Annotated in this window: 25 protein-coding genes and 1 tRNA gene; 14 read left to right on the top strand and 12 right to left on the bottom strand. The window is 41.6% G+C overall.

The window, feature by feature from the left end:
- The first annotated feature begins 25 nt into the window (after positions 1–25).
- Positions 26–541 carry a glutathione peroxidase gene (locus AC07NA_RS12475; protein WP_345213678.1) on the top strand — a complete coding sequence of 172 codons (516 nt, stop codon included), beginning with the start codon at positions 26–28 and terminating at the stop codon, positions 539–541.
- Between the two features lie 137 nt (positions 542–678).
- Entirely contained in the window at positions 679–1,725 is a 1,047-nt protein-coding gene (locus AC07NA_RS12480; protein ID WP_494897883.1) for a hypothetical protein, read from the top strand.
- 37 nt (positions 1,726–1,762) lie between these two features.
- On the opposite strand, the gene AC07NA_RS12485 is transcribed toward AC07NA_RS12480, so the two are convergent.
- From AC07NA_RS12485 to AC07NA_RS12500, 4 genes are all read right to left on the bottom strand, one after another.
- On the bottom strand, positions 1,763–2,584 hold the full coding sequence (locus tag AC07NA_RS12485) for an MlaD family protein (protein ID WP_494897884.1): 822 nt from the start codon (positions 2,582–2,584) through the stop codon (positions 1,763–1,765).
- Positions 2,581–3,369 carry an ABC transporter ATP-binding protein gene (locus AC07NA_RS12490; protein WP_494897885.1) on the bottom strand — a complete coding sequence of 263 codons (789 nt, stop codon included), beginning with the start codon at positions 3,367–3,369 and terminating at the stop codon, positions 2,581–2,583. The genes AC07NA_RS12485 and AC07NA_RS12490 overlap by 4 nt, the downstream gene beginning before the upstream one ends.
- Positions 3,370–3,373: 4 nt before the next feature.
- Positions 3,374–4,147 (bottom strand): MlaE family ABC transporter permease, encoded by a 774-nt coding sequence (locus tag AC07NA_RS12495; protein ID WP_494897886.1) that lies wholly within the window; start codon positions 4,145–4,147, stop codon positions 3,374–3,376.
- A 104-nt stretch (positions 4,148–4,251) separates the two neighbouring features.
- Positions 4,252–4,959: a pirin family protein gene (locus AC07NA_RS12500; RefSeq protein WP_494897887.1), complete on the bottom strand. Its 708-nt coding sequence runs from the start codon at positions 4,957–4,959 to the stop codon at positions 4,252–4,254.
- 85 nt (positions 4,960–5,044) lie between these two features.
- On the opposite strand from AC07NA_RS12500, the gene AC07NA_RS12505 reads away from it, so the two are divergent.
- From AC07NA_RS12505 to AC07NA_RS12520, 4 genes are all read left to right on the top strand, one after another.
- On the top strand, positions 5,045–5,701 hold the full coding sequence (locus tag AC07NA_RS12505) for an NAD(P)H-binding protein (RefSeq protein ID WP_494897888.1): 657 nt from the start codon (positions 5,045–5,047) through the stop codon (positions 5,699–5,701).
- Entirely contained in the window at positions 5,698–7,566 is a 1,869-nt protein-coding gene (locus tag AC07NA_RS12510; protein ID WP_494897889.1) for an ABC-F family ATP-binding cassette domain-containing protein, read from the top strand. The genes AC07NA_RS12505 and AC07NA_RS12510 overlap by 4 nt, the downstream gene beginning before the upstream one ends.
- A gap of 52 nt (positions 7,567–7,618) precedes the next feature.
- Positions 7,619–9,481, top strand: coding sequence for a tRNA uridine-5-carboxymethylaminomethyl(34) synthesis enzyme MnmG (gene mnmG, locus AC07NA_RS12515; protein WP_494897890.1), 1,863 nt, complete (start codon positions 7,619–7,621; stop codon positions 9,479–9,481).
- 196 nt (positions 9,482–9,677) lie between these two features.
- Entirely contained in the window at positions 9,678–11,240 is a 1,563-nt protein-coding gene (locus AC07NA_RS12520; protein WP_494897891.1) for an Ig-like domain-containing protein, read from the top strand.
- Here the strand turns inward: AC07NA_RS12520 and AC07NA_RS12525 are convergent.
- Positions 11,230–11,742, bottom strand: a complete 513-nt coding sequence (locus AC07NA_RS12525; protein WP_494897892.1) for a gamma carbonic anhydrase family protein — start codon at positions 11,740–11,742, stop codon at positions 11,230–11,232. The genes AC07NA_RS12520 and AC07NA_RS12525 overlap by 11 nt on opposite strands.
- A gap of 85 nt (positions 11,743–11,827) precedes the next feature.
- Between AC07NA_RS12525 and AC07NA_RS12530 the strand changes: the two genes are divergently transcribed.
- Positions 11,828–11,900 (top strand) — tRNA-Gly (locus AC07NA_RS12530).
- Between the two features lie 16 nt (positions 11,901–11,916).
- On the opposite strand, the gene AC07NA_RS12535 is transcribed toward AC07NA_RS12530, so the two are convergent.
- Complete coding sequence (locus tag AC07NA_RS12535) at positions 11,917–12,114, bottom strand: hypothetical protein (protein WP_494897893.1); 198 nt, start codon at positions 12,112–12,114, stop codon at positions 11,917–11,919.
- 1 nt (position 12,115) lies between these two features.
- Positions 12,116–13,708 carry an L-aspartate oxidase gene (nadB, locus tag AC07NA_RS12540; protein ID WP_494897894.1) on the bottom strand — a complete coding sequence of 531 codons (1,593 nt, stop codon included), beginning with the start codon at positions 13,706–13,708 and terminating at the stop codon, positions 12,116–12,118.
- A gap of 409 nt (positions 13,709–14,117) precedes the next feature.
- On the opposite strand from nadB, the gene nadA reads away from it, so the two are divergent.
- The gene (gene nadA, locus AC07NA_RS12545; protein ID WP_494897896.1) at positions 14,118–15,110 is read left to right on the top strand and encodes a quinolinate synthase NadA; all 993 of its coding nucleotides are present in this window, start codon (positions 14,118–14,120) and stop codon (positions 15,108–15,110) included.
- Between the two features lie 242 nt (positions 15,111–15,352).
- Here the strand turns inward: nadA and AC07NA_RS12550 are convergent, their stop codons facing one another.
- A complete protein-coding gene (locus AC07NA_RS12550; RefSeq protein ID WP_494897897.1) occupies positions 15,353–16,954 on the bottom strand; it encodes a hypothetical protein in 1,602 nt (533 codons plus the stop codon).
- 182 nt (positions 16,955–17,136) lie between these two features.
- On the opposite strand from AC07NA_RS12550, the gene thiL reads away from it, so the two are divergent.
- Positions 17,137–18,186 (top strand): thiamine-phosphate kinase, encoded by a 1,050-nt coding sequence (thiL, locus tag AC07NA_RS12555; RefSeq protein WP_494897898.1) that lies wholly within the window; start codon positions 17,137–17,139, stop codon positions 18,184–18,186.
- 133 nt (positions 18,187–18,319) lie between these two features.
- On the opposite strand, the gene AC07NA_RS12560 is transcribed toward thiL, so the two are convergent.
- From AC07NA_RS12560 to AC07NA_RS12575, 4 genes are all read right to left on the bottom strand, one after another.
- Positions 18,320–19,711, bottom strand: coding sequence for a DNA recombination protein RmuC (locus AC07NA_RS12560; protein ID WP_494897899.1), 1,392 nt, complete (start codon positions 19,709–19,711; stop codon positions 18,320–18,322).
- Between the two features lie 115 nt (positions 19,712–19,826).
- Entirely contained in the window at positions 19,827–20,297 is a 471-nt protein-coding gene (locus AC07NA_RS12565; RefSeq protein WP_494897900.1) for a gliding motility lipoprotein GldH, read from the bottom strand.
- The gene (locus AC07NA_RS12570; protein ID WP_494897901.1) at positions 20,294–21,784 is read right to left on the bottom strand and encodes a PSP1 domain-containing protein; all 1,491 of its coding nucleotides are present in this window, start codon (positions 21,782–21,784) and stop codon (positions 20,294–20,296) included. Before AC07NA_RS12570 ends, AC07NA_RS12565 begins: the two co-directional genes overlap by 4 nt.
- 3 nt (positions 21,785–21,787) lie before the next feature.
- Positions 21,788–22,933, bottom strand: a complete 1,146-nt coding sequence (locus AC07NA_RS12575; protein WP_494897902.1) for a DNA polymerase III subunit — start codon at positions 22,931–22,933, stop codon at positions 21,788–21,790.
- A gap of 168 nt (positions 22,934–23,101) precedes the next feature.
- On the opposite strand from AC07NA_RS12575, the gene ruvX reads away from it, so the two are divergent.
- From ruvX to AC07NA_RS12600, 5 genes are all read left to right on the top strand, one after another.
- The gene (ruvX, locus tag AC07NA_RS12580; RefSeq protein WP_494897903.1) at positions 23,102–23,509 is read left to right on the top strand and encodes a Holliday junction resolvase RuvX; all 408 of its coding nucleotides are present in this window, start codon (positions 23,102–23,104) and stop codon (positions 23,507–23,509) included.
- A 205-nt stretch (positions 23,510–23,714) separates the two neighbouring features.
- On the top strand, positions 23,715–24,092 hold the full coding sequence (locus tag AC07NA_RS12585; RefSeq protein WP_494897904.1) for a GxxExxY protein: 378 nt from the start codon (positions 23,715–23,717) through the stop codon (positions 24,090–24,092).
- A gap of 220 nt (positions 24,093–24,312) precedes the next feature.
- On the top strand, positions 24,313–24,951 hold the full coding sequence (locus tag AC07NA_RS12590; RefSeq protein ID WP_345213657.1) for an O-methyltransferase: 639 nt from the start codon (positions 24,313–24,315) through the stop codon (positions 24,949–24,951).
- Positions 24,952–24,954: 3 nt separating this feature from the next.
- Entirely contained in the window at positions 24,955–25,509 is a 555-nt protein-coding gene (locus tag AC07NA_RS12595) for a glucosaminidase domain-containing protein (protein ID WP_345213656.1), read from the top strand.
- 49 nt (positions 25,510–25,558) lie between these two features.
- Positions 25,559–26,389, top strand: coding sequence for a glucosaminidase domain-containing protein (locus AC07NA_RS12600; protein WP_494897906.1), 831 nt, complete (start codon positions 25,559–25,561; stop codon positions 26,387–26,389).
- The last annotated feature ends 3 nt before the right edge of the window (positions 26,390–26,392 follow it).

Raw genomic sequence — 26,392 nt, forward strand, 5'->3', positions numbered from 1 at the left:
TATCTATTTATCAATATTTTAAAACATGAAAGTATTAACGATATTACTGGCCCTGCTGTTCACAGCACCTGCGGCATCAGTGTACGAATTTAAATTAACCAATATTGATGGTAAACCATTTTCATTGGCTAAATACAAAGGCAAAAAGCTTTTAATAGTTAACACGGCATCAGAGTGTGGCTTTACGCCGCAATATGCCGAGCTGCAAAAACTTGCCGATCAATATAAAGGCAAGGTAACCGTTGTAGGTTTCCCGGCCAATAACTTTGGCGGCCAGGAGCCGGGCGCTAATGCCGAGATCAAAACCTTTTGCCAAAAAAACTATGGCGTTAACTTCCCGCTGAGCGAGAAAGTAAGTGTTAAGGGCGATGACATAAGCCCGCTGTTCCAGTATCTTACTACTGCCGAAAACCCTGACTTTACAGGCGAGGTAAAATGGAACTTCGAGAAATTCCTGATAGATGAAAATGGTAAACTGATACACCGTTACCGTTCGGCTGTAAAACCTTTATCACCTGAAATTACTAAAGAGTTAGAATAAGTATCATACATAACTTATAAAACAAGAAAGGCGCTCAATGGGCGCCTTTCTTGTTTTATTAACTTTTTGATAACTAAGGCCGTTCATTAATTTCTTATTGCGTGGTTAGTTTTACAGTATCAACCAAAAACTATAAAATGAAATCACATCTATCACTCATTGTCCTTTTAGCGTTATTATTTAGCGCATGCAAAAAGCAAGACATCAGCAGCCACGAACAAACCGCTACATCAGGTAAATTAAAAGCGAATACGGTGGTTCACGGGCCGCCATTGGTATTGGTAAAAAATGCCACCTCAATGAAAATTTATTTGCGCACCGGCTTAGACAGCAACAGGTGGATACAATTAAATTTAAGGCACGAACAAAAAGGGCCTATACTGAGCGGCAATCCTACACATCCAGATTCTTCTGCAAGTAATTATGATATATGGCATTTCAGATCGAGCGCCGAGGCTTTTAGAAGTGCTCCGGGTTCATTTATCTTTACTTTGAGTACAAACCAGTTATGCTCATCTGGCGAGTGGGAGTTTGGCATGCAAAAAACAGGAGAGCCAGACCACGTAGGTGGATCAGTACATGGCTCCGAATTGAAATATAAACCACTTACGATAACAGTAGATAATGCCTTTTTAGGAGAGGAAAAATCAATTCAAAAAGAGTGCAGCGAAATCACCATTACACAGTATACTTATCTATACGAATGGAATAAGTATGCTCCCAACAACATAATGGCCTTGTTAAAAAAGTACTACACCATTAAACGTGACAGCGTAATTATTAAATACGATATCACCTTTGTAAAAGAAACGCAACTAACCGATCTTAAATTCGGTATGTTGCCTGCTACAAGGGTGTTTACCGGCATTCAAAACACCTCGTATGGAACACGAGTGGTAAACGGATTGCTTTCAGATACGGTTAATATATCAACTAACACATTTAGCCCGGGTGGAATATTGGATAACAATAACGCAAACACCAGTAAGATAAGCATTTGGGGTAATGACTTTAATGCCTCCGTTGAAACCGAAAGAAGTGTAATATTCCCGAACTCAAGGTTTCTCGTATCAAATTCAGATTTTTTCAATAAGCTTTATCCTGATCTTACCGGCTCGGCCTTAATACCCGACAATGCAAAATATAGCATGACAGCACGGTATTATCTTGGTCTTAAAAATTAGTAGTAAAACAAAAGGGCTCAAATTTGAGCCCTTTTGTTTATTCTTTTTCTTTGGCCTTTTCCTCTTCGGCCTCTTTCTTCTTTTTCTCGGCTTCTTCCTGGGCTTTCTTTTTATCCTTTTCTACCTTTTCTTTAGCTTTCTTAATGGAATCCTGCTTGGCTTTGGCGGCCTTCTCTTTCTTTTTAAAGAAACCTCGCAGCAGGAAATTGCTTTGGGCCGCTTTCAGGTCTTCGTGCAGGGTACCGGTGGCCGCGTCAACCGTTTTCATGGTCGATTTGGCTTGTGTTACGGTGCTTTGCAGGTCTTTAGCTATCTTCTCATCATTCAGTAAACGGCCTATGCTGCCCTTGCCGCTATTGATCTTATAAACAATATCAGACAGGTTGGTGGACAGCTTTTCGGCATTATCAGCCACGCGGGTAAGCTTATTGATGATCTTATCTACGTCCAGCGGGTTTACAGCCACCAGTTCATCGCCATCTTTAACAATTTCATTGCTTTTAATACCGCCGGGGGCAATGGTTACCAGTTTATCGCCCATTAAGCCATCGCTGCCTATAGCTACCTTGGCATCCTTTTTTATAAAGCGTTTTACGTTGTTATTGATGGTAAGATCAACCCGCACCAGGCTATCGGTTACAATGGTGATGTTTTGTACAACGCCCACGTTAATGCCCGCGAAACGTACGTTATTGCCCACCTGCAAACCGCTCACGTTTTTAAATTTGCCGTAAATATTAAAGGTAGAGTTGAACAGGCTTTTTTGGCTGCCTATAAAAAAGATGGCCAGTATCAATACCACTATACCCACAGCGGTAAACAGTCCTATCTTTATTTTTTGGGAAGAGGTAGTTTTCATGATTTTTCGTTAAAAAAAGATCTTACAAATTCATTGTCCGATTTTACCAGCTCATCAAATGAACCTTCGGCCACATATTCACCTTCGTTCATTACTACAACACGGTCGGCGGTTATTTTGGCGCATTCCATATCGTGTGTAATGATGATAGATGACGTTTTATATTTTTTCTGCATGTTGAGGATCAGTTCACTGATCTCGCGCGAGGTAATAGGGTCGAGGCCGGTGGTAGGTTCATCGTAAAGCATAATTTCGGGCTTTACAATGAGCGTACGGGCCAGGCCTACACGTTTACGCATACCGCCGGATAGATCAGATGGCAGCTTATCTATCGCGTCGAGCAAACCCACGCCATCAAGCACTTCTTCTACCCGTTGGTTAATTTCCTGCTGATCTTTTAGTTTCAGCACACGGGTAAGCGGAAATTCGAGGTTTTCGCGCACCGTCATCGAATCGTACAGCGCCCCGCTCTGAAAAAGGAAGCCAATGCGAATACGGAGCTGTTTAAGCTCTTTATCATCCATGTCGGCTACTGATTCCCCAAAAACGGTTAACTCGCCCTCATCGGGCTTTAAAAGGCCTACTATGCACTGTATGGTTACCGATTTACCCTGGCCTGATTTACCCAGCACCACAACATTCTCACCCCGTTTAAGATCGAGGTTGATATTATTGAGCACATGCTTATCGCCAAAGGATTTTTTTAGTCCCTTAATGTGTACTACCACCTCATCTTTATTGGTATCGGTAGCCTGGTCTATCGTTTTGTCCTGCTGCTGTTCCATCTTACTAATAGTATAATAAATTGGTAATTTGAACAGCTATGGCATCAATCACAAAGATCCACAGGGAGGCAGTCACCACCGCCGAATTGGCGGCTATACCCACGCTTTCAGTGCCTTTATTTGAGTTATAGCCTTTGTAGCAACCTACAAAACCTATGGCCAGGCCAAAGAAGATGGTTTTTATAAACGCGGGTACAAAATCAACAAATTCGAGCGCGGCAATACATTTATGAAAGTAGAGGGAAAAGCTAATACTATCTGAAATATTAAGTGCTAAAAAGCCGCCGAAAAGTCCAATGGCATCGCCCAAAACAGCTAATAGGGGCACCATAAAACAAGTGGCTAAAATACGGGTAACTACCAGGTATTGTAAAGGGTTGGCACCCGATACCTCCATGGCATCAATTTGCTCGGTTACCTTCATGCTGCCCAGTTCAGCACCAATACTGGAGGCTATTTTACCGGCACAAATAATGGCCGTAATAACCGGGCCTATCTCACGGATAAGCGATACCGAAAGCGTTCGCGGCAGCATACTTTCAGCGCCAAAATCAACAAGGGTAGGGCGTAGCTGTAATATCAGCACAATACCCATTATAAAGGAGGTAATGCCTACCAGCATCAGCGAGCGATAGCCAATTTCGTAGCATTGCCGCACAAACTCCGACCACTCAAAGCCTCCTGCAAAAATATTACGAAAAAAGCGGCTAAAGAAAACGCATTGATCGCCAATTTCCTCCAGCCACTTTTTCCATCCGGGTATAACTTGCTCTGCCATAAAAATTCTGTAACTAAATGTCAACTACAACAAACCTGTATTATTTGTTTGCAGGTAGCTTTTTTATGCTATTTAACACACAGCTGTTATGCGCAGAAAGGCTATTACATAGGTACTTCGAGTATCAGCAAGCGGGATTGCGCAACGGTTTCAATGGTTATATAATCTGTATCATAAACACCCAGCGCATCCCTTTTGTTTAATGTTGTACCATCAATATTTACGCTGCCCTCCAGCAGGAAAAGGTAAATACCATTGCCCCGGCTTTTTATTTCGTACTGAACTTGTTTTCCCGGCTCAAATTCGCCTATACTGAATGTAGCATCCTGGTTAATCCACAGGCTATCAGCGTTTTTAGCAGGCGATATCAGGGTTACCAGTTCGTTAGGCTTAATGGCATCGGTAAAGCTCTTTTGATCATACCTCGGCGCAATATTTTCCTCTTTCGGAAAAACCCATATTTGCAGGCTACTGGTATCTTCAGTATGCGACGGGTTATATTCAGAATGATAAATACCTGTACCGGCCGACATTACCTGCACCTCACCGGCTTTAATAATGCCTTTGTTGCCCATGCTATCCTTATGCTCCAATGCGCCCTCCAAAACAATGGTAATGATCTCCATATTATCGTGCGGATGCATACCAAAGCCCTTCCCTTTGCCAATAACATCGTCATTCAGTACCCTTAACGCACCAAAATGCGTTTTTTCGGGATTATAATATGGGCCAAAGCTGAAAGAAAACTTAGCTTTTAACCAGCCGATATCATTGTAACCACGCTCATTTGCAGGATGTAACACCTTTTTCATTTGATTCTCCTATTATATATGTTTAAACATACAATAGTTATTCCACAAATATTTTATACGTATTTTTGCATGTTTTTTATAACTAATGGCATATAAAGCAATTATAGCGGGCGCAAGCGGACTTATTGGCAGTTATTTGCTCAATTTGCTGCTGCAACATGCTGATTACGATGAGGTAGTAATTTTAGTTAGAAAAGAATTACCCGTACAGCATAAAAAGTTGTTACAAGTGGTGGTGGATTATGATGATCTATCGGCATATAAGCAGCTTATTACCGGGCATGTGGTATTCTGTTGCCTGGGCACCACAAAGGCTAAAACGCCGGATGAGATTGAGTACCGCAAGATAGATCATGATTATCCCTTATTACTGGCACAATTAGCCGCAAATAATGGCGTTAAGCATTATCATTTGGTAAGCGCAATCGGTGCCGATTCAAAATCGGGTAATTTTTACCTGAAAACAAAAGGGGAGGCCGAAGAAGGCATTTTTAAAACCAATATTGCTTCGCGGCATATTTACCAGCCATCGCTGTTAACCGGCGACAGGAAGGAACCCCGGCTGGCCGAAAAAATATTTACGGTATTGATGAAGGTGTTTGATCCTTTATTAATTGGCGGCCTTAAAAAATACCGGAGCATTCCGGCACTTACCGTTGCGCAGGCAATGGTTAACCAATCACTAAACAAAGAAGAGGGTGTGTTTATACATCCATCGGATAAAATAAAACAATTAGCGTGAGTACTTACATTTCAGCGGAAAATCTTGGACATTCCTTTCATGACCATTGGCTATTTAAAAATTTAACCATAGGCATTAACCGTGGCCGTAGGGTTGCATTGGTAGGGGTGAACGGTGCCGGAAAATCTACCTTATTAAAATTACTGGCAAACCAGTTTTCTCCCACCGAAGGAAAAGTGGTGCGTGCCCGCGATTTGCGACTGGGTTACCTGGAACAGGATCCCGGTTTTAAAAACTCGGTTACCATCAGCGATTACATTTTCCACGAGGACAATATTCAGCAACAACTCATCAGGAGGTACGAAGAACTTTTAGAGAATGACCCCGACAACAGCAAGGCCATTGAAAAAGTAATGGAAGAGTTGAGCGAGGTTGATGCCTGGGAATATGAGTACAAGATCAAAACTATTTTAGGTCGATTGGATATTCATCACCTTAATCAAAACATCACCTCATTATCCGGCGGACAAAAGAAACGTTTGGCACTTGCCCGTTTACTGATCGAAGATCCGGATATGTACATATTGGATGAGCCTACCAACCACCTGGATATTGATACGATTGAGTGGCTGGAGAAATTATTGACAGAAGGCAACAAAACCATATTGATGGTTACGCACGACAGGTACTTTCTGGATAACGTGTGTAACGAGATCATTGAGATAGACAAAGGAAAGACTTTTACCTACAATGGTAACTACGGTTACTTTTTAGAGAAGAAGGCGGAGCGTGAAGCTACCGACGAAATACAGTTCCACAAAAACTCCAACCTGTTAAAAAAGGAACTGGATTGGATGCGCAGGCAACCGCAGGCGAGGGGTACCAAATCAAAAGCGCGTATTGATGCGTATTATGATCTGGAAGATAAAACTAAAAATGCTGGCCCGAAAGCTAAGGTAGAATTGAGCGTTAAAACAGCTCGCCAGGGTAACAAGATCATGGAGATAGAACACATCGCCAAATCGTTTAAAGATGTTAACCTGATCAGCGATTTCAGCTATGTATTTAAAAAGGGAGATAGGATAGGCCTTGCCGGGAAAAACGGTAGTGGCAAATCCACCTTGTTAAATATGATCACCGGTGCTTTGCAACCCGACAAGGGAAAGATAGACAAGGGGGAAACCACAGTGATCGGTTACTTCCATCAGGCAGGTATAAAGTTTAAGGATGATGAGCGCGTTATCGACGTAGTAAAGAACGTAGCAGAGTTTATCACCATGGCCGATGGCAAAATGATATCGGCTTCGCAATTACTTACACAATTCCTGTTTCCACCTAAAAAGCAACATGGCTTTGTATCTAATTTGAGTGGGGGCGAAAAGAAACGCTTGCAGTTGATGAGCATCTTGATAAAGAACCCGAACTTCCTGATACTGGATGAGCCTACCAATGATTTGGATATTGACACGCTGAACGTTCTCGAAGATTTTCTTACTTCATACACCGGTGTCATCATGATTGTATCGCACGATAGGTACTTGCTGGATACCCTGGCAGAGCAGCTTTTCATTATGGAAGGTGATGGCAATGTGAGGATTTTCAACGGCAACTATTCATCGTACAGGTTAGATGCTGAAGAAGCCAAGCAAGCGGCAAAACAGAAACCTGTAGCTGTAGAAACACCGAAACCCATAGCAGAAAAGAAACCAAAACTAAGCTTCAAGGAACAAAAAGAACTTGAAACCATAGAGAAAGAGATAAGCGACCTTGAAGTAAAAATTAAGCAAGCAAACGATAAATTAAACGTGGCGGGTATTGATTCAGCTACGTTAAACAGCATTCTGGCCGATATAAGCACCTATAATAACGCTTTAGAGGGCAAAAGCATGCGCTGGTTAGAACTAAGTGAACTGAACGAAAATTAACGTTCCACGTGGAACATTGTATAAATGTTCCACGTGGAACACGGAGGAAAAGATGTTTAAGAAGTATAATGTAATAGTGGTAGGTGCGGGGCATGCGGGCTGTGAAGCTGCTGCTGCTGCTGCCAATTTAGGTTCATCTGTATTGTTAATTACCATGAACATGAATACCATTGCACAGATGAGTTGCAACCCTGCAATGGGTGGTGTAGCCAAGGGGCAAATAGTGCGTGAGATAGATGCTATGGGTGGTTATTCGGGTATTATCACCGATAAAACATCCATACAATTCAGAATGCTCAATCAATCTAAAGGCCCTGCTATGTGGAGCCCAAGAGCACAAAGCGACCGTATGCGCTTTGCCGAAGAGTGGCGTTTAGCTTTGGAAAGAACCCCCAATGTCGACTTTTGGCAGGACACCGTTACCTCGTTACTGGTAAAAGGAAACACTATAAAAGGCGTACGCACCTCAATCGGAATAGAGATAGAAGCCGATTCGGTAGTACTCACCAACGGTACTTTTTTGAATGGTTTAATACATATTGGTGAGAAAAGATTTGGTGGCGGCAGAACAGGAGAGAAGTCGGCAACGGGTTTAACCGAGCAATTAGTGGAGCTTGGCTTTGAAGCAGGACGTATGAAAACCGGTACACCACCACGTGTAGATGGCCGGAGCTTGAACTATTCGTTGATGGAAGAGCAATGGGGCGATGATGTTCGCGGACGCTTTTCTTATACCGAAGTGGAGCAAATACAGGAGCAACGCTGCTGCTGGATCACTTACACCAATAGCAATGTACACGAAACATTAAAGGAAGGTTTTGAGAAATCGCCGATGTTTACGGGTAGAATCAAAGGTCTTGGTCCGCGTTATTGCCCATCAATAGAGGACAAAATTAACCGCTTTGCCGAACGCGAACGTCACCAGATATTTGTAGAACCGGAAGGTTTAAACACCGTTGAGATCTACGTAAATGGTTTCTCAACCTCGCTACCGGAAGATGTGCAGTACCGCGCGCTTACCCAAATACCGGGTTTTGAGAACGCGAAAATGTTCCGACCGGGATATGCGATAGAGTACGATTTCTTCCCGCCTACACAATTAGGGCTTACCTTAGAAACCAAACAGATCAGCAATCTTTACTTCGCAGGGCAGATCAACGGTACCACAGGTTATGAAGAAGCGGCATCGCAAGGCTTTATAGCAGGTATCAATGCACACCAAAAAATACATGATAAACATGAGCTAATCATGAAAAGATCGGAATCATATATAGGTGTATTGATTGATGACCTGGTAACAAAAGGTACTGAAGAACCATACCGTATGTTCACTTCACGTGCCGAGCACCGCCTGTTATTAAGACAGGATAACGCCGACATACGCCTTACACCAATAGCCCACGAGTTAGGTTTAGTGAATGATGAGCGTTTGGAAAAGGTAAATCAGAAGATAAAAAATTCAGATGCCATAGTAGCATACAGCAGGATCAAATCAATTGACCCGGCAAGCGCTAACGGATTACTGGAAGAATTAGGCACCAGTGCCATTGCGCAAAATGTAAAACTGTTCAATTTATTGAGCCGTCCGCAGGTATCGTTTAATGATCTTAGAAAAGCTGATGAACCATTAAACGACTTATTAAATGGTTACGATAAAGAAACTATTGAGCAGGCTGAAATAAAAATCAAATATGAGAGTTATTTTGAAAAGGAATTAGATATAGTTGAACGCATGAAGAAAATGGAAGATCGTGAGATCAACCCGGAATTCAATTATCATCAGCTGGTATCAGTTTCAAAAGAAGCACGCGAAAAATTGATGAAGATAAAACCACGCACATTAGGTCAGGCTTCACGAATTTCGGGTGTTTCGCCATCAGATATATCGGTTTTAATGGTTCATATTACCAGATAACACTTAAATAATTGATTATCAATATATTATAAAATATCTTATTAAATCAATTATTTCCGATTTTTAATATCAGCGTTCATAAAAAATAGAAAATGGCTTAAAAGCCCTAAAAATGGCATCAAATAAGAAATACGGTATTTTTAGCAAATTTTTTTGGTTTGCAATCATAGTTTTAGGTCTTTACAGCTGCGCAAGCATGCAACGACCGCAGGGTGGGCCCAGGGATCTTACCCCGCCCAAATTATTGAAGGCATTACCTGCAAACATGACCCGTAATTTTAAAGCCAAAGAAATAGAGCTGGAGTTTGACGAATTTTTTAAATTGAGCAATCAGTACCAGGAAATAACTCTGAGCCCCGCTACCGAAAAAGCGCCGGAGTATAAAATAAGAGGGCAGAAGCTGGTTATAGAATTTAAAGACACGCTTCAAAAAAATACAACCTATGTGCTCAACTTTGGTAAGGCCATTCAGGATGTAAATGAATCGAACGTGGTTAAAAATTTCACCTACGTTTTTTCTACCGGTAACCATATCGACTCCTTGAGTATCTCTGGAACCGTGAGCAATTCGCAAACGCAGGAAAAGGAAAAAGACATTACCGTAATGCTGATTCCCGTTGCTAAGGACTCCGTGATCTTCGGCAAAAAGAAACCTTCCATTTTTACTACTACTGATTCATCCGGAAATTTTAGTTTGAACAACCTGCGCGAAGACACTTACAATATCTACGCCTTGAAAGAAGCCAGCCCGAATAAGATCTTCGATAATGATTTAGAGCTGATCGCTTTCCTTAAAAATCCGATCAAGGTAACTAAGGATACATCTAACGTAAACCTGGTGCTTTTCCAGCAATCGCCCGAAAAATTCAGGTTTATAGAAAGGCGTTTTGATAATGATGGAAAGATCATGTTGTACTTCAATAAGCCGCTTGTTAATCCGTCTGTCAAAATAGTTTCGCCACCGGCATTGAATGATCAGAAGGTAGTAGATATCAATACAACCCGCGATTCGGCACTTGTATTTATGCGCACTATGGATTTTGATTCGGTAAAGATAGCTGTGTTTGAAAATAATAAGCCGTTAGATACTGTTACGTTGCGTAAGAGCCGTAAAGAAAGCTTTCAGAAAGGTGTTACACTTAAATACAACATTACAGCCGATGGTAAATTAAAACCCGGTACAAACCTTCGTTTTACGCCGAGCATCTATACGGAAAATGTTAATCCTACATTGATCACCCTGAAAGAGGATTCGGCTATGTTGACTAATTTCACCATCAGTAAAGACACTTCAAACGTACGCGATTTCACTTTAAAATACCGCTGGAAACAGAATGCCAAGTACGAGCTTACTTTTAATGAGGGAGCCATAACAGATATATTTGGCAACAAGAATAAAAAACAGGGCAAACAATTTACCATTGATAAACCCGAAAACTACGGCGTACTTACCTTGAAAGTGAAAGTCCCTGAAGCAGGAAAAAACTATGTGGTACAAATATTCCGCGATGAAAAGAGCGTGCTGCGAAGCGATGTAATTACCAAAAACTCATCTATAGTATACAGCAATTACCCAACGGCGAAGTACCGCATAAAGGTGATATACGATACCAATAAGAACGGCAAATGGGATAGCGGAAGCGTAAAGCAAAAGCTACAGCCCGAGCATATATGGATCTCGGATAAAGAGATAACCTTGCGCCCTAACTGGGAAGCTGAAGAAAGTATGGATATACCGAAAGAGCAGGTTACTCCTTAAACCAGCCGGAGTACATGATATAATTATTGGGCAGTCTTTTTAATAATTCGCGCTGCTCATCAGTTATCGGTTTAATTTTTTTTGCCGGTGTACCCGCATATAAGTACCCTGATTCGCATATAGTACGTTCAAGCACTACGGAACCCGCTGCTATGATCACATACTCCTGTACATCGGCATCGTCCATTACAATGGCTCCCATACCTATCAGTACATGATCGTGAATGGTACAACCATGCACTATCGCATTATGCCCTACAGAAACGTTATTGCCTATGTTAGTAGGCGCTTTTAAATAGGTGGCATGTATTACCGCGCCATCCTGTATATTGGTATTATCGCCTATCTTAATATAGTGTACATCGCCCCTGATTACAGCATTAAACCATACCGAACAATTATCGCCCATTACTACATCGCCTACAATGGTAGCGTTATCAGCAATAAAACAATCGTTACCCCAGGTTGGGTTTTTATCTTTAACAGGTAATATTAAGGGCATATTCTTTATTATTTAATAAGCTAATTATTGATTTACTGAAGCTATTGCAGCTAACAAATTTTTATTATGTTTGATCAATATATAAGCGGAAATAGCTCAGCTGGTAGAGCATCAGTTTCCCAAACTGAAGGCCGCGGGTTCGAATCCCGTTTTCCGCTCTTAATTTTATAAAACTCAACTAATTTTATTATTGAAAATATCGATATAACGTTCCATATCATCAACACTTATATTCTTATTGTGTACAGTGATAATTCTTGTTTTATTGGTATCCTCTCCAAATATTTCTACTATCAACTCATCATTTAAGTAGACTTCTATACCTATACCATTTCGTTGGTTTACGTCACTTACAGCAATAATATTTTCCATATTAAAATACAGTATCCTCTAATACAGCCGCGTGTTCAGGATAATCGGTAGTATAATGCAGCCCCCTGCTTTCTTTACGCATCATGGCCGATTTTACTACCAGATAGGAAACCTGTATCAGGTTACGTAGTTCGCAAAGCTTTACCGATAGTTTGGTACGCTTGTAAAACTCCTCTGTTTCTTCATATAATAAACCCAAACGGCGCATAGCCCTGTCCAACCTGAAATCAGACCGTACAATACCTACATAGTCATTCATCAGTTTCTGCATTTCGCGGATGTTGTGGGTAACCAAAATATCTTCGTTTGATAGTTTAACCCCTTTCTCATCCCAATCCGGAATACCTACCGGTAATGTTATTCCTTCGAATCCTTTAATGGCATCATCATAAATACGGTGGGCAAATACTAAAGCCTCTAATAATGAATTAGAAGCCAATCGGTTAGCTCCATGTAAACCTGTAGACGAACATTCGCCGCAAGCATATAAGTTAAGGATAGATGAACGGCCAACATGATCAACCAAAACACCGCCACACATGTAATGACAGGCCGGAGCAACGGGGATCATATCCTTGGTCATATCTAAACCTATATCCAAACACTTGGCATATATATTAGGGAAATGATTAATAATATCTGCTTTGCTTCTATGGCGAACATCCAAGTAAACGAAATCCTCACCCGATTTTTTTATTTCAGAATCGATAGCGCGGGCCACAATATCACGAGGAGCCAGGGAACCACGTTCGTCATACTCGTACATAAACTCTTCGCCGTTGGTACGCTTTAATACACCACCAAAACCACGTACCGCTTCAGATATTAAAAAAGAAGGGTACTCACCGGGATTATATAAGGCAGTAGGATGAAACTGAATGAACTCCATATTTCTTACCTTTCCCTTAGCGCGATAAACCATCGCCACACCATCGCCTGTAGCTATAGTTGGATTAGTAGTTACCGAATAAATATGCCCGGCACCGCCTGATGCCATTACCGTTACCTTTGATAATATTTTTTCAACCACATTGGTAACGGTATTAAACGCGTAGATGCCATAGCATTTAATATCGGTAGATGATTTATCAACAAACTCGCCCAAATGGTGTTGTGTGATCAAATCTACAGCAAAATAATGCGTAAGTATTTCAATATTAGGGTTTTGATGTATTTGTTCGAGCAGGGCACGCTCTATTTCAAACCCGGTGATATCTTTATAATGTAATACACGGAATTCGGAATGGCCACCTTCTTTTGCCAGATCGTAGATACCTTCATTCGTCATATCGAAATTGGTACCGTACTCAATAATTTCATTGATGCGCTCTGGCCCTTCATTAACAACAATCTCCACAACCTGCGGATCACATAGCCCGTCACCGGCGATCAGGGTGTCTTTTATATGTTTTTCAAAAGAATCCTCTTTTTTATCCACAACTACGGCGACGCCTCCTTGGGCATACTTAGTGTTAGATTCGTCCTCGTTCGACTTTGTAACTATCAGAACTTTACCATGTTTTGCAGCCTTAAGTGCAAAACTCAATCCTGCTATACCCGATCCGATAACAAGGAAATCCACATTTTTAGACATAGAATTTATATAAACTGTGTAAAAGTAGCACAAGTGTTAACAAGCCGTATAAAAGATGTTAATTTTGTGTAAGTAAAAAAGGAAAAAAACTCAATCCCGTGGATAACTCCTACTTTTGTACACAAATGGAACAATCTTTAAGCAACTTATAAGCGCTTTGCACTACGAAACTAACATTTTTAACACACGAATTTTATTAACAAAAACTGTTTTAAATAAAAAGTTGTTTATCACAGCAATCTAATATTCAGCATATTCAAATATGGAAAACTGTGTAAAAATGTTAATAATTATGGAAAACTGACATTTACACCATCTAAAATCACGAGTTTTAAACAAAATCAACACCCTAATAAACAATAGCTTTTTCTTATATTAAAAAGTAGTTGTTATTATTTACAATGTGGAAATGGATACTTTTGAAGAAATAAACATGAAGGGATTTGTGGAGGAAGAAATTGACCCCACCCTTGATCTGTTTGATGAAATTGAAAAATTAAAAAAGGAAAAAAATGCTGTTATTTTGGCTCACTATTATCAGGACGCTGATATTCAGGATATTGCAGATTATATCGGCGATAGTCTCGGATTATCACAACAGGCTGCAAAAACCGATGCCGACGTTATTGTATTTGCCGGCGTACACTTCATGGCCGAAACAGCAAAAATTTTATCGCCAAACAAAAAGGTATTACTGCCCGACGTAAAAGCCGGTTGCTCGCTGGCCGACAGCTGCCCGCCGCATTTGTTTAAAAAGTTTAAGGAGCAGTATCCTGATCATTTGGTGATCACCTACGTGAACTGTACTGCCGAACTTAAAGCTTTGAGCGATATTGTTTGTACCTCAAGTAACGCGGTGCAAATTGTGGAAAGCCTGCCTAAAGAGCAGAAGATAATTTTTGGCCCGGATAAAAATTTGGGTGCCTATGTGGCTAAAAAAACAGGCCGCGAGCTGGTATTGTGGAATGGTGCTTGCATGGTGCACGAGATATTTTCGAGAGAAAAGATCACCAAACTGAAGGAACGTTACCCTGAAGCTAAATTACTGGCGCACCCTGAATGTGAGGAGGTTATATTGCAGATGGCCGATTATATAGGATCTACCACCGGTATATTAAAATATGCTACCAGCCGCCCTGAAAAGGAATTTATAGTAGCTACCGAAGCAGGTATTTTACACCAAATGCAAAAGGATAACCCGGATAAGGTATTTATACCGGCCCCGCCGAACAACGCCTGCGCCTGTAACGATTGCCCGCACATGAAAAGGAACACGTTAGAGAAATTGTACCTGTGCCTCAAAAATGAATCACCGGAGATATTTGTACCGGCAGATATTATTGAAAGAGCAGTAAAACCAATTGAAAGAATGCTGGATATATCAGCACAGTTGGGATTATAGTTATTTTTTGGATTTCACCGATTATTTAGTTTTTTGGATTACACTGATTTCTTTTGAGTGATTGCACCGATTGGAAAATTGTCAATTGCGAGGTACGAAGCAATCGCGAACAATACAGAGCGGATTTGCACAGCGACGTGATTGCCTCGTACCTCGCAATGACAAGAAATAATAAAAAAAAGCACCGATCCTTTTTAAAGAATCGGTGCAATCACTTAAAAGAAATCAGTGTAATCCAAAAATTATATAGCTTTAGCCAACCACAATGAAGCATTTAAATGCAATGCCGGGTGAGAGGTAAACCCTGACGGTGAATCGCCCGACCAGCCATTGAAAAGGTTATCATTAGGGTCGCCGGTGCCATCGTCAGATGGTGAGCTGTCGCCTACAAATACTACCCTGCCGCTGCCATAAGTAGCAAGAAGCGCCATTACACCTGTACTACCGTTTAAAGTACTGCTGTTACGCCAAAACAAACCTTGTACGGTTGAATTTTGTGCAGTGAACAATGTAGCTGTAGTACCATTGTAAAAAGCCAGTTTTGATGCTGTACCGGCTGCGCCGTTCAATACCTTTTGTGCATTGGCATTGGTACCGGTATATACCTTGGTTGAAGGGCCTTCACTGATGTCGACATAATCAACATTAAAGCCAAATGGTTTATTATTGTTGATGCCGTTGTTGCTCATCAAATCATTCCAAACACGTGGCGAATCGTAGCCATCGCCGTCCCTGTCAGATGGATTGTAGCCATTAGCATCGGTACCAGCTGTAGTAGCCGCGGTGTGATCGGCCACCATAAATAAGCCACCGCCTGCTGACACGTAGTTCATAATGGCAGTTTTTTCGGCCGCGGTAAATAAACGGTTTGGCTCAATTACCACATACACATCATAATTGCTCAAATCTTGGGGGTTTGATGAATTACCATAAGTAATAGCTGTACCCACAGGTAAGCTCTCTACCAGTTCGCCTTTTTTAACCAGGTCAACTGCCCAGGCCGACATAGCGCCTTTCCAATAAGTTTCTGATGTTGAAGCGGTAATACCGGTATATGATGGGGTAGGTATACGTTGTGCTTTTATTTCAACCGTGGTACCGCCTGTATAAGTAGGTACGTTTTCGGTACCGTCGGCATCAATCAGCCAGTCGGCGCTGCCGGCATTTTCATATTTGGTAGCATCAAACAAGAATTTTTTACCGGTAATGATAGTACCGCCGCCTGTGCCGCCATTATCATTGATAACAATATCATCAAAGTTTAGGCGATTGCTGCCACCGCTTAATTTGCGTATTTCTAAACGTACATTACCCGTAACCGAAAGTGTGAACGATTGCGATTGTAAGGTAGTGGTTGAGGTAATATTGCTGCCGGCTTGTGCCCAGCTGCCACCTCCGTTTTGCGAGTACCAAAGTCCCCAGGTGCTGGCGCCATCGGTGCTGTAAATGGCATGTTTTATAGTAACTGTACTCGCGCCCGATGTTACATCGAAAAGCATGGTTACTTTACCGGTATTACGCACACGGGCCGACCATGTACCTGCTTTTTTATCGGCTGCTGTGTTACCGATAAGGGCGTCGAACAAGTTCCATGATGTACCGGTGATGGTAACATTATCACCGCTGGCCGAGCCTGCCGGTGCCACATCATAAGCTGATTTAGGGCTGGTTGAGCCTACTTCAAAACCCTGGTTAAGACTAACCGCCTGTGTTCTTAATTTGGTTTGAATAGCAGCGGGCTCATCAGCTGTTGCGGCAATATTATTTTTTTGGCACGATGTAAATAATAAAGCGCCCGCAATAAGTGTAAAAAATGGTTTTCGGAGGTTTTTTAATTGTTGCATAGAGTAAATTGGTTTGTTATAAATAATAGTTAAAGTTGTATATTAAAAATTTAACTTCTGTTTATTATATATTAACTTATTATTACGTAATGCATTGAGTTATAGTTATTACGCAGTACTCATAATGAACCTTAATTATTGGTGTAAGCTTTTGTATTTTTGCAGATATTTTATTGATAAGCATGTTTGATAATAAAGAAACAACCAACATACAGCAACTGGGTGAATTTGGCCTGATAGACCATTTAACCAAAAACATAAAAATTAAGCAGCCAACAACTATAAAAGGTGTGGGCGACGATGCCGCGGTGCTTGATTATGCCGGTAAAAAAATACTGGTATCAACTGATATGTTGTTAGAAGGTATCCATTTTGATTTGGCTTACACTCCTTTAAAGCACCTTGGCTATAAAGCGGTACAGGTAAATTTGAGTGATATTTATGCCATGAACGGTACGGCTACACAGGTAACCATATCGTTAGGTTTATCAAGTAAATTTCCGCTGGAAGCTGTAGAAGAATTATACGAAGGTATTTACCTCGCTTGCGAAAAATTTGATGTGGATATTGTAGGCGGCGATACTACGGCATCAAAACAAGGCCTGGTAATTAGTGTAACCGCTTTGGGCTATGCCGATGAAAACGATGTTGTGTACCGCAATACTGCCGAAGAAGGCGACTTGCTTTGTGTATCGGGCGATTTGGGTGGCGCTTACACCGGTTTACAATTGCTTGAACGTGAAAAGCTTGTGTATTTAGAGAACCCTAATATTCAGCCCGACCTGGAAGGGAAGGATTATATTATTGAACGCCAGTTAAAACCGGAAGCGCGCCGTGATATTATTGAGCTATTAAAAAGTATTGATGTAAAACCAACCGCCATGATAGATGTATCTGACGGACTGGCATCTGAAATACTGCACATCTGTAAGCAAAGCAACAAAGGCTGTAACCTTTACGAAGAAAAAATTCCGCTGGACCCAATGACTTATGAAACCGCCCGCGAATTTAACCTCGACCCAACAGTATGCGCGCTAAGCGGTGGTGAAGATTATGAATTGCTGTTTACCGTAAAGCAATCAGATTACGAAAAGATAAAATTCAAGATGGATTTTACCATTATAGGCCACATCACCGAGGCTTCAGCAGGCTGTAACCTGATCACCAAATCAGGCACAGTGCATGCGTTAAAAGCACAAGGATGGAACGCGTTTACGCCGCCTGCTCAGTAGTTAAAAGTATATCTTATACTATAATAAACCCTGTCATTCTGAGGTACAAAGAATCTAATAAACTATTGACAGTAATACTGTATAACAGATTCTTCGTACCTCAGAATGAAAGTAGGGTAAAAAATATTTTTAACTAAACTTCACCATCTAAAGGCAATGTAGTATCAATATATTTCTGATCTATTTGCTTATTAGCCTTTGCGCCTAATTTTTTAATTTTTTCGGCGGTGATGGTAAGGTTGCCGCGGCCGTCGGTAAGTTTATTGAGGGCTTTATCGTAGGCATCATGGCTTTGTTTTATGTTTTTGCCGATGCTTTCCATATCGGTTACAAAGCCTACAAACTTATCATACATTTCGCCGCTTAGGCGGGCTATTTCGAGCACGTTGCGGTTTTGACGTTCCTGTTTCCACATGCTGGCAATGGTACGCAGGGTAGCCAGCAGGGTAGAAGGGCTCACAATCACCACGCGCTTGTCCCAGGCGTCGCTAAACAGTTCGGCATCTATCTGTACCGCTAAACTAAAAGATGATTCAATAGGGATGAAAAGAAGCACAAAATCGGGCGAGTTTACCTGGTACAGGTCGTGATAGTTTTTTGACGACAGGTTGTTTACATGGCCGCGGATAGATTCGACATGCGCTTTTGAATATAACCTCCGTTCTTCCTCCGTTTCGCAATTCACCAAACGCTCATAAGCAATTAAAGATACCTTAGAGTCGATGATCAAATGCTTATCATCCGGCAGATCAATAACCACATCGGGCTGATAACGGGTATTATCCAAGCCATTCATGCTGGCCTGTATGCGGTATTCCTGGTCTTTAACTAAACCCGAGCGTTCCAGTACACGTTCTAATATAACTTCGCCCCAGTTGCCCTGGCGTTTATTATCACCTTTAAGCGCTTTTGTAAGGTTTTGCGCTTCGGTACTGATCAGCTTATTCAAATCCATCAACTTGGTGATTTCGCCCCGCAGTACATTGCGCTCATCAGATTCTGCTTTGTAAACCTTCTCCACCTTATCTTCAAAAGCTTTGATATTTTCCTTAAGTGGATTTAAAAGAATATCCAGGTTAGTCCGGTTGGTTTCAACAAACTTTTGCGATTTTTCGTCGAGGATCTTATTGGCCACATTTTGAAATTCGAGCTGAAATTTCTGCTGTATTTCCTGGATGCTTTTTTCCTGATCGGTTAACCTTTCGCGCTGCGCTTTAAAAGTTTCTTCGGCTTTGGCTATGCGGTTTTTTTCGGTGAGGAGTTCCTGGTTAAGGGAGTTGATCATGTCCTCCAGCCGGATACGCTCATTATATAAATTACGGTCGGCCTTATCCCTTTCGGCTGTAAGCCCAACTGAACGCTCTTCGGCCCTTGCCAAAGTTATCTTAAGCGTATCATTCTCATTTTTTAGGCGGAGCAGCTCATCGGCACTAATAGCATCAATAGCCGCGGGCTTTTTAATAAATAAAAATACAGCGATGAGCAGTACAATTATGGCAGCAATGAGTAAAACGGCAGATGTCATTTTGATAAAAATATTAGCAAAACGAAGTTAGCATTTTTTAGTATTGCTAAAAATAAAAATTGCGCCTAAGCGCAATCGGTATGTTTTTTAAGAAGAATAGGAGCCCTGACAAAAGCTATTTAGCTTTCTCTATCCGTATACCTACATCGTTAACTTCGTGCAGCGGGTTATCGCGCATATTTTGTTCTATCTCAAAATGATAGCTGCCCTTGTTAGGGAATTTATGGCCTTTTTCTAACGTAAAACGATAGGTATACAGGTTGCCCGAACCAGCGCCCAGCCATTCACCGTCGGGGTTAGCCAGCTTAAATTCGTAACGGATGGGTATCGGTTTCTGCCCGTGTTCCGACCAGTAGACGATAACGAATATGTTAGAATACTTGTAATCGGCCGTTACCCTCAAATTAAGGAAAACGTTGTACGTATTGGCCGGATCATCAATTTTTACATCGTATTTGATACGGCTTACGTACGACCAGTTATGGTTAGGTATCTCCTTATTATCATCAATTACCGTATTCGGATCGGCGCAGCTTACCCATAAAAAACAGATCAGTAATAAAGAAAAACTTAAAACTCTTGTCATGGCTGTTTACCCGGCTGATCGTTCTTGTTTTGGTTATTATTAGGGTTAGGCCTGTTAGGGCGATGACGCCTGTTATTACGGTTTCCGCCTTCATTTTTTGGCGCTTGCGCGCCATCTGCTCCACCCGCCTGCTGTTGTTGCGGCGGCCTTGGCGCACGCGGCTGTTGCTGACCAGGGTTATTCTGCTGTGGTTTAGCCTGATCAGGTTTTTGTCCGCCATTGTTTTGTGGTGGACGGGGCTGCCCGCCTTGCTGTTGCGGCCTTGGCTGATTAGGCTGTTGCCCACCACCGCCTTGCTGCGGACGTTGTTGACCCGGTTGCTGCTGCCCACCCGCGTTTTGAGCGTTAGGCTTTTTATTTTTGTTGCGGTTTTTGTTCTTGTTTTTATTACGGTTGCTTTCGTCAAGTCGGGTTAAACTATCCTGCCCAACAACATTTTCGTAATCTAATACCTTTACCGGTTTGGTTTCAATTTCAACTTTTTCGCCCAGATCAGGAGGTGTTACCCCATCGCGGTTCATTTGCTGAATTTCTTTAACACGCGATATATCCAGCGGAATCCATGATTCTTCTCTTGGGTAGCTGAACCACATCAGCTTTTTAAATATATCAGTTTTTTGTAAACGGGCATCGCCTTTCTCGGTACGCAATACGTTCACATTATCGGGGATGTATTTCAGCGCATCCATGTAAGTATCCAACTCGTAGTTGAGGCAGCATTTTAGTTTGCCGCACTGGCCTGCAAGCTTGAGTGTATTTAAGGATAGATTTTGGTAGCGTGCCGCCGAAGTGGATACCGTTTTAAAATCGGTTAACCAGGTAGAGCAGCAAAGTTCGCGTCCGCATGAACCTATACCGCCTAAACGGCTTGCTTCCTGGCGCATCCCTATCTGCCGCATCTCTATACGGATCCTGAAGCTTTCGGCCATTTTTTTGATCAGTTCCCTGAAATCAACGCGGCCTTCGGCTGTATAATAAAAGGTAGCCTTGGTTTTATCGCCCTGATAATCAACGTCGCTTATCTTCATAGATAAGTTAAGGTCGAGTGCCAGCTTGCGCGATTTGTGCATAGTTTCCCATTCCAAATCTTTAGCGGCTTTCCATTTATCTACATCGGTAGGGGTGGCACGGCGGTAGATCTTTTTGACTACATCGGCCTCTTTAACATGGCGCTTAACCATTTGCATGCGCACCAGTTCGCCGGTTAGCGATACGTGGCCGGTATCAAACCCGCCGGTAGTGGTTTCAACAGCCACCAGCTCACCTGCTTCAAGGTAAATGTTATCAACGTTTTGATAAAACTCTTTCCTCGAACCTTTAAATTTAACTTCGACAACCGAAAACGGTTTATAATTTGCCGGCATATCCATGTGCGACAGCCAGTCGTAAACATCTAATTTACTGCAACCATTAGTAAGGCACGAGCCGTTACTTTTGCAGCCTGCGGGCGAACATCCTCCACCCGTTGAGCAACTTCCGCATCCCATAATTTAATTTGGTATATAATGAGTCCCCTGGGGGATCGTTTTAAAAAATAGTATTTTAGTAATTTGCAAAGATACATCTAAAAATAAAATTTTAGGATTTGCATTTCGCTCCACATGGTAATGCGCTTTCTCCAGCTCGGCGCTTATGGCCTGCGTGGCCGACAACGGCATTACCTTTATCATTTTTTGCGCTGTTTCCAACTCCTGCGCCGGTAAATGTACCAGGCTATTGGCACCGGCCAGCAGCAGGCAGCACTCGCGTATAAAGCTTACGCCGTAACGCAAAAAGTTCTTTTGATTTTCGCGGCCCATTTTCGAGAGGCCATCAACAAAGCCTACAATTTCAATACCCTTATTGGTAATACACATCCGCAGCCATTGCACAAACAACTGGTGATAGCTTTTGGTATCCTGTTGCAGCATGGAGAGGGCTTCAGTCATGTTACCGTTGCTCAGGTATGCAATTTCGGCAGCGGCATTTTCGGTTTGATGATGTTCGGCCAGCATGTATTGTTTAATATCATCGTACCCTAAAACCGGTACTTTTATCAATTGCGTACGCGACAGGATGGTATTCAGTATCTGATCTTGATTTTGAGCAACCAGCAGAAACAGCGTGTTAGGCTGCGGTTCTTCTATTATTTTAAGCAGGGAATTACCCTCTTTATCTAAATATTCGGGCAGCCAAAGTATAAGTATTTTGTATTGCGACTCGAATGGTTTCAGGCTCAACTTTTTGATGATCTGATGGCATTCGGCAATATTAATATTGGCCTGTTTATTTTCGGCATCGAGATAATTGCGCCATATATCGAGGCTGATGTACGGATGGTTTATAAACGCATCGCGCCATTGCTCAATAAAACTAAGGGCGGTATCATCCTTATGCTTTGCGAAAAAAGGGTATGAAAAATGCAGATCGGGGTGCATCAGTTTTTGATACTTACGGCACGACGAACATACCCCGCACGAATCATCGGGCTGCTTATCTTCGCACGATAAATATTGGGCATAGGCTACCGCAAGGGCTAAACTTCCCGAACCTTCGGGCCCCAGAAAAAGCTGCGCATGGCTTACCCGGTTCTCTTTTACCGAGTTAAGCAAGCGCTGCTTTACAGCATGCTGTCCTACTATTTGTTTAAACTGCATTGGTGCAAGATAAAGAATTTTGATGTAGATGTGTGCTATTAGATGTGAGATTTGAGAAAGCCCACTGATTATGAGTTACTATGTAAGCTATATTTTACACATAGTATACATTAGCTTACCTTTGCCCGCAATATTTTAATTTCATCAATCACCTTAAAATTTGATAAAATGCGTGTAATGGCTTTTGATTATGGGACCAAACGTATAGGCATTGCCGTTACCGATCCTTTGCAGATCATCGCTACCGGGCTGGATACTATACACCCCATGCATATTATTGATTACCTGAAAAAATACCTCCTTACCGAACAGGTAGAGCGTTTTATAGTAGGCGAACCCAAGCAAATGGACAATACACCATCGCAATCGGCCATTCATGTAAAGGGCTTTGTGAACCTGCTCAAAAAAACCTTCCCCGAAATTCCTATCGAAATGCTCGACGAGCGTTTTACCTCCAAAATGGCCTCGGCCACCATTGCCCAAAGCGGCATGAACAAAAAACACCGCCAAAACAAGGAACTGGTAGATACTATTTCGGCGGTGATACTGTTGCAGTCGTGGATGGAACGACTGTGATTTGACCATGATTTATGGGATTAGGATGATTGCCTTGATTATTGTTTTGATTAGTTTAGGATTTATTGACCATGATTTTTGGAGTTGGGTTGATTGCTTTGATTATTATTTTGATTGAATTAGGATTTATTTGACTATGATTTTTGGGGATAGATATAGATTTTTGGATTTTTAGGTCGGCTTTATTTGAGAATTTGAGTTTAGTATGAAATACGGAGAGATTACCGAGAAAATTATTGGCTGTTCGATGAAAGTACATGCTACTTTGGGTAATGGTTTTTTGGAGGTGATTTATCAACGGGCATTAGCTATTGAAATGAATAAGTTAGGCTTGAGTTTTATGAAAGAAATGGAGATTCCAATTTACTATGATGGTGAATTGATTGGAAAAAGAAGGGTTGATTTCTTTGTGGAAGACTTGATAATGGTTGAACTGAAGGCTCAAATTCAGCTTGACGATGCTCACCTTGCACAAGCAATGAATTATTTGGAAGCCTCGAAAATGGAAATAGGGCTACTCATAAATTTCGGGGCAAAGAGTTTACAATTTAAAAGAGTACATAATAATAAAATTAAAACATAACCTTGATTAAAGGATTTTAGGATTCACTTGATTTTAGGATTTCAGGATTCTTTATTTGGTGAATCCTCTAATCCTACAATAAAATCAAAGGAATAATTTCATCTCTGACAGCAAATCCCCAAAATCCTATAATCAAGTAAATCAAGGTTATACTTACCCAGCGGACAATAAAATCCCCAAAATCCTATAATCAAGTAAATCAAGGTTATATATTTGTCGGATGGAAATCCTGGATGATAAACTTCAGAGCTACCTTGATGTACATTGCGATCCGGAGCCGGAAGGTTTGCAAAAAATTAACCGCGATACTTATGTGAAGGTGTTAAAACCGCACATGTTATCGGGGCATTACCAGGGTAGGGTGCTCAGTATGCTCAGCAAAATGATGCAGCCGAAGCTTATTTTAGAGATTGGCACATTCACTGGATATTCGGCCATTTGCCTGGCAGAAGGGCTTGCCGAAGGTGGTATACTGCATACCATTGAGGTGAACCGCGAAATGGAGGAAATGATAAGTTCACACCTTAAATCCACAAATGTGGAAAATAAAATCAAGGTGCATTATGGCCCCGCAGAGCAAATAATAGCCGATTCTGACTATAAAAACATCGACATTGTATTTATTGATGCCGATAAACAAAATAATTTTACGTACTTTCAGTTAATAATAGACAAAGTAAGATCCGGAGGATTAATAATAATTGATAATGTTTTGTGGAAAGGAAAGGTATTTGGTGACGCAAAAGACACCGATACCGAGAGGGTCCGCAAACTAAATGAACAAATAAGCGTTGATGAAAGGGTTGAAAAATTAATTCTGCCCGTTCGCGATGGCTTACTGCTCATCAGAAAAAAGTAAATTATGAAGAAACTCTTATTTATTGCCCTATTCTCAATATCAGCCCTGGCTGTTTCTGCTCAAAATAATACTTCACAATCATACATCGATCAGTTCAAAGATAATGCCATAAACATTATGCATGAAACAGGTGTGCCCGCAAGTATCATTTTAGCCGTAGCCATGCACGAATCAGGTAATGGTAACAGCGCTATCGCTAAAAAACTGAACAACCAGTTTGGTATAAAAGGCTACAATACTGTAGTGTATTATAAAAACAAAAAGAAAGTTCGCACATCCTACAAAAAGTACGAATCGGTTTGGGCATCGTTTGCCGATTTTGCCCGTGTAATGACCGAGCGTAAACAATTTAGCCACCTGGCCGATAAATTTACGCAGTACGATTATAAAGGCTGGGCCAAAGGCATACAACGCAGCGGTTATTGCAGCAGCAAAAGATGGGCATCACAGGTAATGGCCATTATTAACCGTTACGATTTGGATGAACTGGATAAAACTCCCGAGCCACAAGCGGCAGCTCCTGCCACTAAAGAAATAGCACAAAATACCGATAAATAAAAAACTTTAATTTTGGCATCTTTACCGTTGCTATAATTAAAGCCTTTCTATGCGTAAAATACTTTATTTATTAATTGTTTGTGTTGCGTTTACCGCGTGCTCGTCGCGTAAAAAGGGTATTAGCGGCAAGCAGGCATCACGCAATAATAAAAGTATCCAAAAGGCAAACCGCGATGCTATTGACAGCTACGCGCCATACACCGCCCAGCAATATATCGATAGGTTTAAGACCATCGCCATTAAAGAAATGAACCTGTATGGCATCCCGGCCAGTATCACACTGGCGCAGGGCCTGTTTGAATCGGGCAATGGTAATGGAGAACTTGCTAAAGTGGCCAACAACCATTTCGGGATAAAGTGTACCTCCGACTGGACAGGCAAAAGCTATTATAAAGACGATGATAATGTGAATGACTGCTTCAGGGTGTATAATAACCCCGAGGATTCTTTCCGCGACCATTCCGAGTTTTTAAAGCGCAAGCGTTACGCCAAGTTGTTCGAACTGGATAAAAACGATTACGAAGGCTGGGCTTATGGCTTAAAAGCCGCCGGTTATGCCACCAATCCTAAATATCCGCAATTGCTGCTTACGGTTATTAAACGATACAGCTTAGATCAGTACGACAGGCCGGAGAACGAACTGCAAAAAATAAAACGCGAAGACCGCGTGCTCACCGAGATAAACGATAACATTGGCCAGGCCGCAAAAGACTCTATAATTGAAGTTACCCCGGTTATCAAAATATACACCGTACAGCAGGGCGATACACTATTCAACATATCAAAACGTTTCTCACTTACTGTTGATGAACTTAAAGCGCTGAACAACATGGCCGACAATAATATAAAAATTGGCCAGAAGCTTGTTATAGCTCCATAAAAG

It is taken from the genome of Mucilaginibacter sp. GW821-FHT07G05, assembly GCF_059418565.1.

Excerpts from the sequence above, each read along its gene's own strand:
- AC07NA_RS12520 (WP_494897891.1), top strand. The coding sequence starts at position 9,678 with ATGCAACGACCGCAGGGTGGGCCCAGGGATCTTACCCCGCCCAAATTA.
- AC07NA_RS12480 (WP_494897883.1), top strand. The coding sequence starts at position 679 with ATGAAATCACATCTATCACTCATTGTCCTTTTAGCGTTATTATTTAGC.
- nadB (WP_494897894.1), bottom strand. The coding sequence starts at position 13,708 with ATGTCTAAAAATGTGGATTTCCTTGTTATCGGATCGGGTATAGCAGGA.
- AC07NA_RS12505 (WP_494897888.1), top strand. The coding sequence starts at position 5,045 with ATGGCATATAAAGCAATTATAGCGGGCGCAAGCGGACTTATTGGCAGT.
- AC07NA_RS12560 (WP_494897899.1), bottom strand. The coding sequence starts at position 19,711 with ATGACATCTGCCGTTTTACTCATTGCTGCCATAATTGTACTGCTCATC.
- nadA (WP_494897896.1), top strand. The coding sequence starts at position 14,118 with ATGGATACTTTTGAAGAAATAAACATGAAGGGATTTGTGGAGGAAGAA.
- AC07NA_RS12495 (WP_494897886.1), bottom strand. The coding sequence starts at position 4,147 with ATGGCAGAGCAAGTTATACCCGGATGGAAAAAGTGGCTGGAGGAAATT.
- mnmG (WP_494897890.1), top strand. The coding sequence starts at position 7,619 with ATGTTTAAGAAGTATAATGTAATAGTGGTAGGTGCGGGGCATGCGGGC.
- AC07NA_RS12595 (WP_345213656.1), top strand. The coding sequence starts at position 24,955 with ATGAAGAAACTCTTATTTATTGCCCTATTCTCAATATCAGCCCTGGCT.
- AC07NA_RS12485 (WP_494897884.1), bottom strand. The coding sequence starts at position 2,584 with ATGAAAACTACCTCTTCCCAAAAAATAAAGATAGGACTGTTTACCGCT.
- AC07NA_RS12600 (WP_494897906.1), top strand. The coding sequence starts at position 25,559 with ATGCGTAAAATACTTTATTTATTAATTGTTTGTGTTGCGTTTACCGCG.
- ruvX (WP_494897903.1), top strand. The coding sequence starts at position 23,102 with ATGCGTGTAATGGCTTTTGATTATGGGACCAAACGTATAGGCATTGCC.
- AC07NA_RS12535 (WP_494897893.1), bottom strand. The coding sequence starts at position 12,114 with ATGGAAAATATTATTGCTGTAAGTGACGTAAACCAACGAAATGGTATA.
- AC07NA_RS12575 (WP_494897902.1), bottom strand. The coding sequence starts at position 22,933 with ATGCAGTTTAAACAAATAGTAGGACAGCATGCTGTAAAGCAGCGCTTG.
- AC07NA_RS12490 (WP_494897885.1), bottom strand. The coding sequence starts at position 3,369 with ATGGAACAGCAGCAGGACAAAACGATAGACCAGGCTACCGATACCAAT.
- AC07NA_RS12585 (WP_494897904.1), top strand. The coding sequence starts at position 23,715 with ATGAAATACGGAGAGATTACCGAGAAAATTATTGGCTGTTCGATGAAA.
- AC07NA_RS12500 (WP_494897887.1), bottom strand. The coding sequence starts at position 4,959 with ATGAAAAAGGTGTTACATCCTGCAAATGAGCGTGGTTACAATGATATC.
- AC07NA_RS12565 (WP_494897900.1), bottom strand. The coding sequence starts at position 20,297 with ATGACAAGAGTTTTAAGTTTTTCTTTATTACTGATCTGTTTTTTATGG.
- AC07NA_RS12475 (WP_345213678.1), top strand. The coding sequence starts at position 26 with ATGAAAGTATTAACGATATTACTGGCCCTGCTGTTCACAGCACCTGCG.
- AC07NA_RS12550 (WP_494897897.1), bottom strand. The coding sequence starts at position 16,954 with ATGCAACAATTAAAAAACCTCCGAAAACCATTTTTTACACTTATTGCG.
- AC07NA_RS12525 (WP_494897892.1), bottom strand. The coding sequence starts at position 11,742 with ATGCCCTTAATATTACCTGTTAAAGATAAAAACCCAACCTGGGGTAAC.
- AC07NA_RS12590 (WP_345213657.1), top strand. The coding sequence starts at position 24,313 with ATGGAAATCCTGGATGATAAACTTCAGAGCTACCTTGATGTACATTGC.
- thiL (WP_494897898.1), top strand. The coding sequence starts at position 17,137 with ATGTTTGATAATAAAGAAACAACCAACATACAGCAACTGGGTGAATTT.
- AC07NA_RS12570 (WP_494897901.1), bottom strand. The coding sequence starts at position 21,784 with ATGGGATGCGGAAGTTGCTCAACGGGTGGAGGATGTTCGCCCGCAGGC.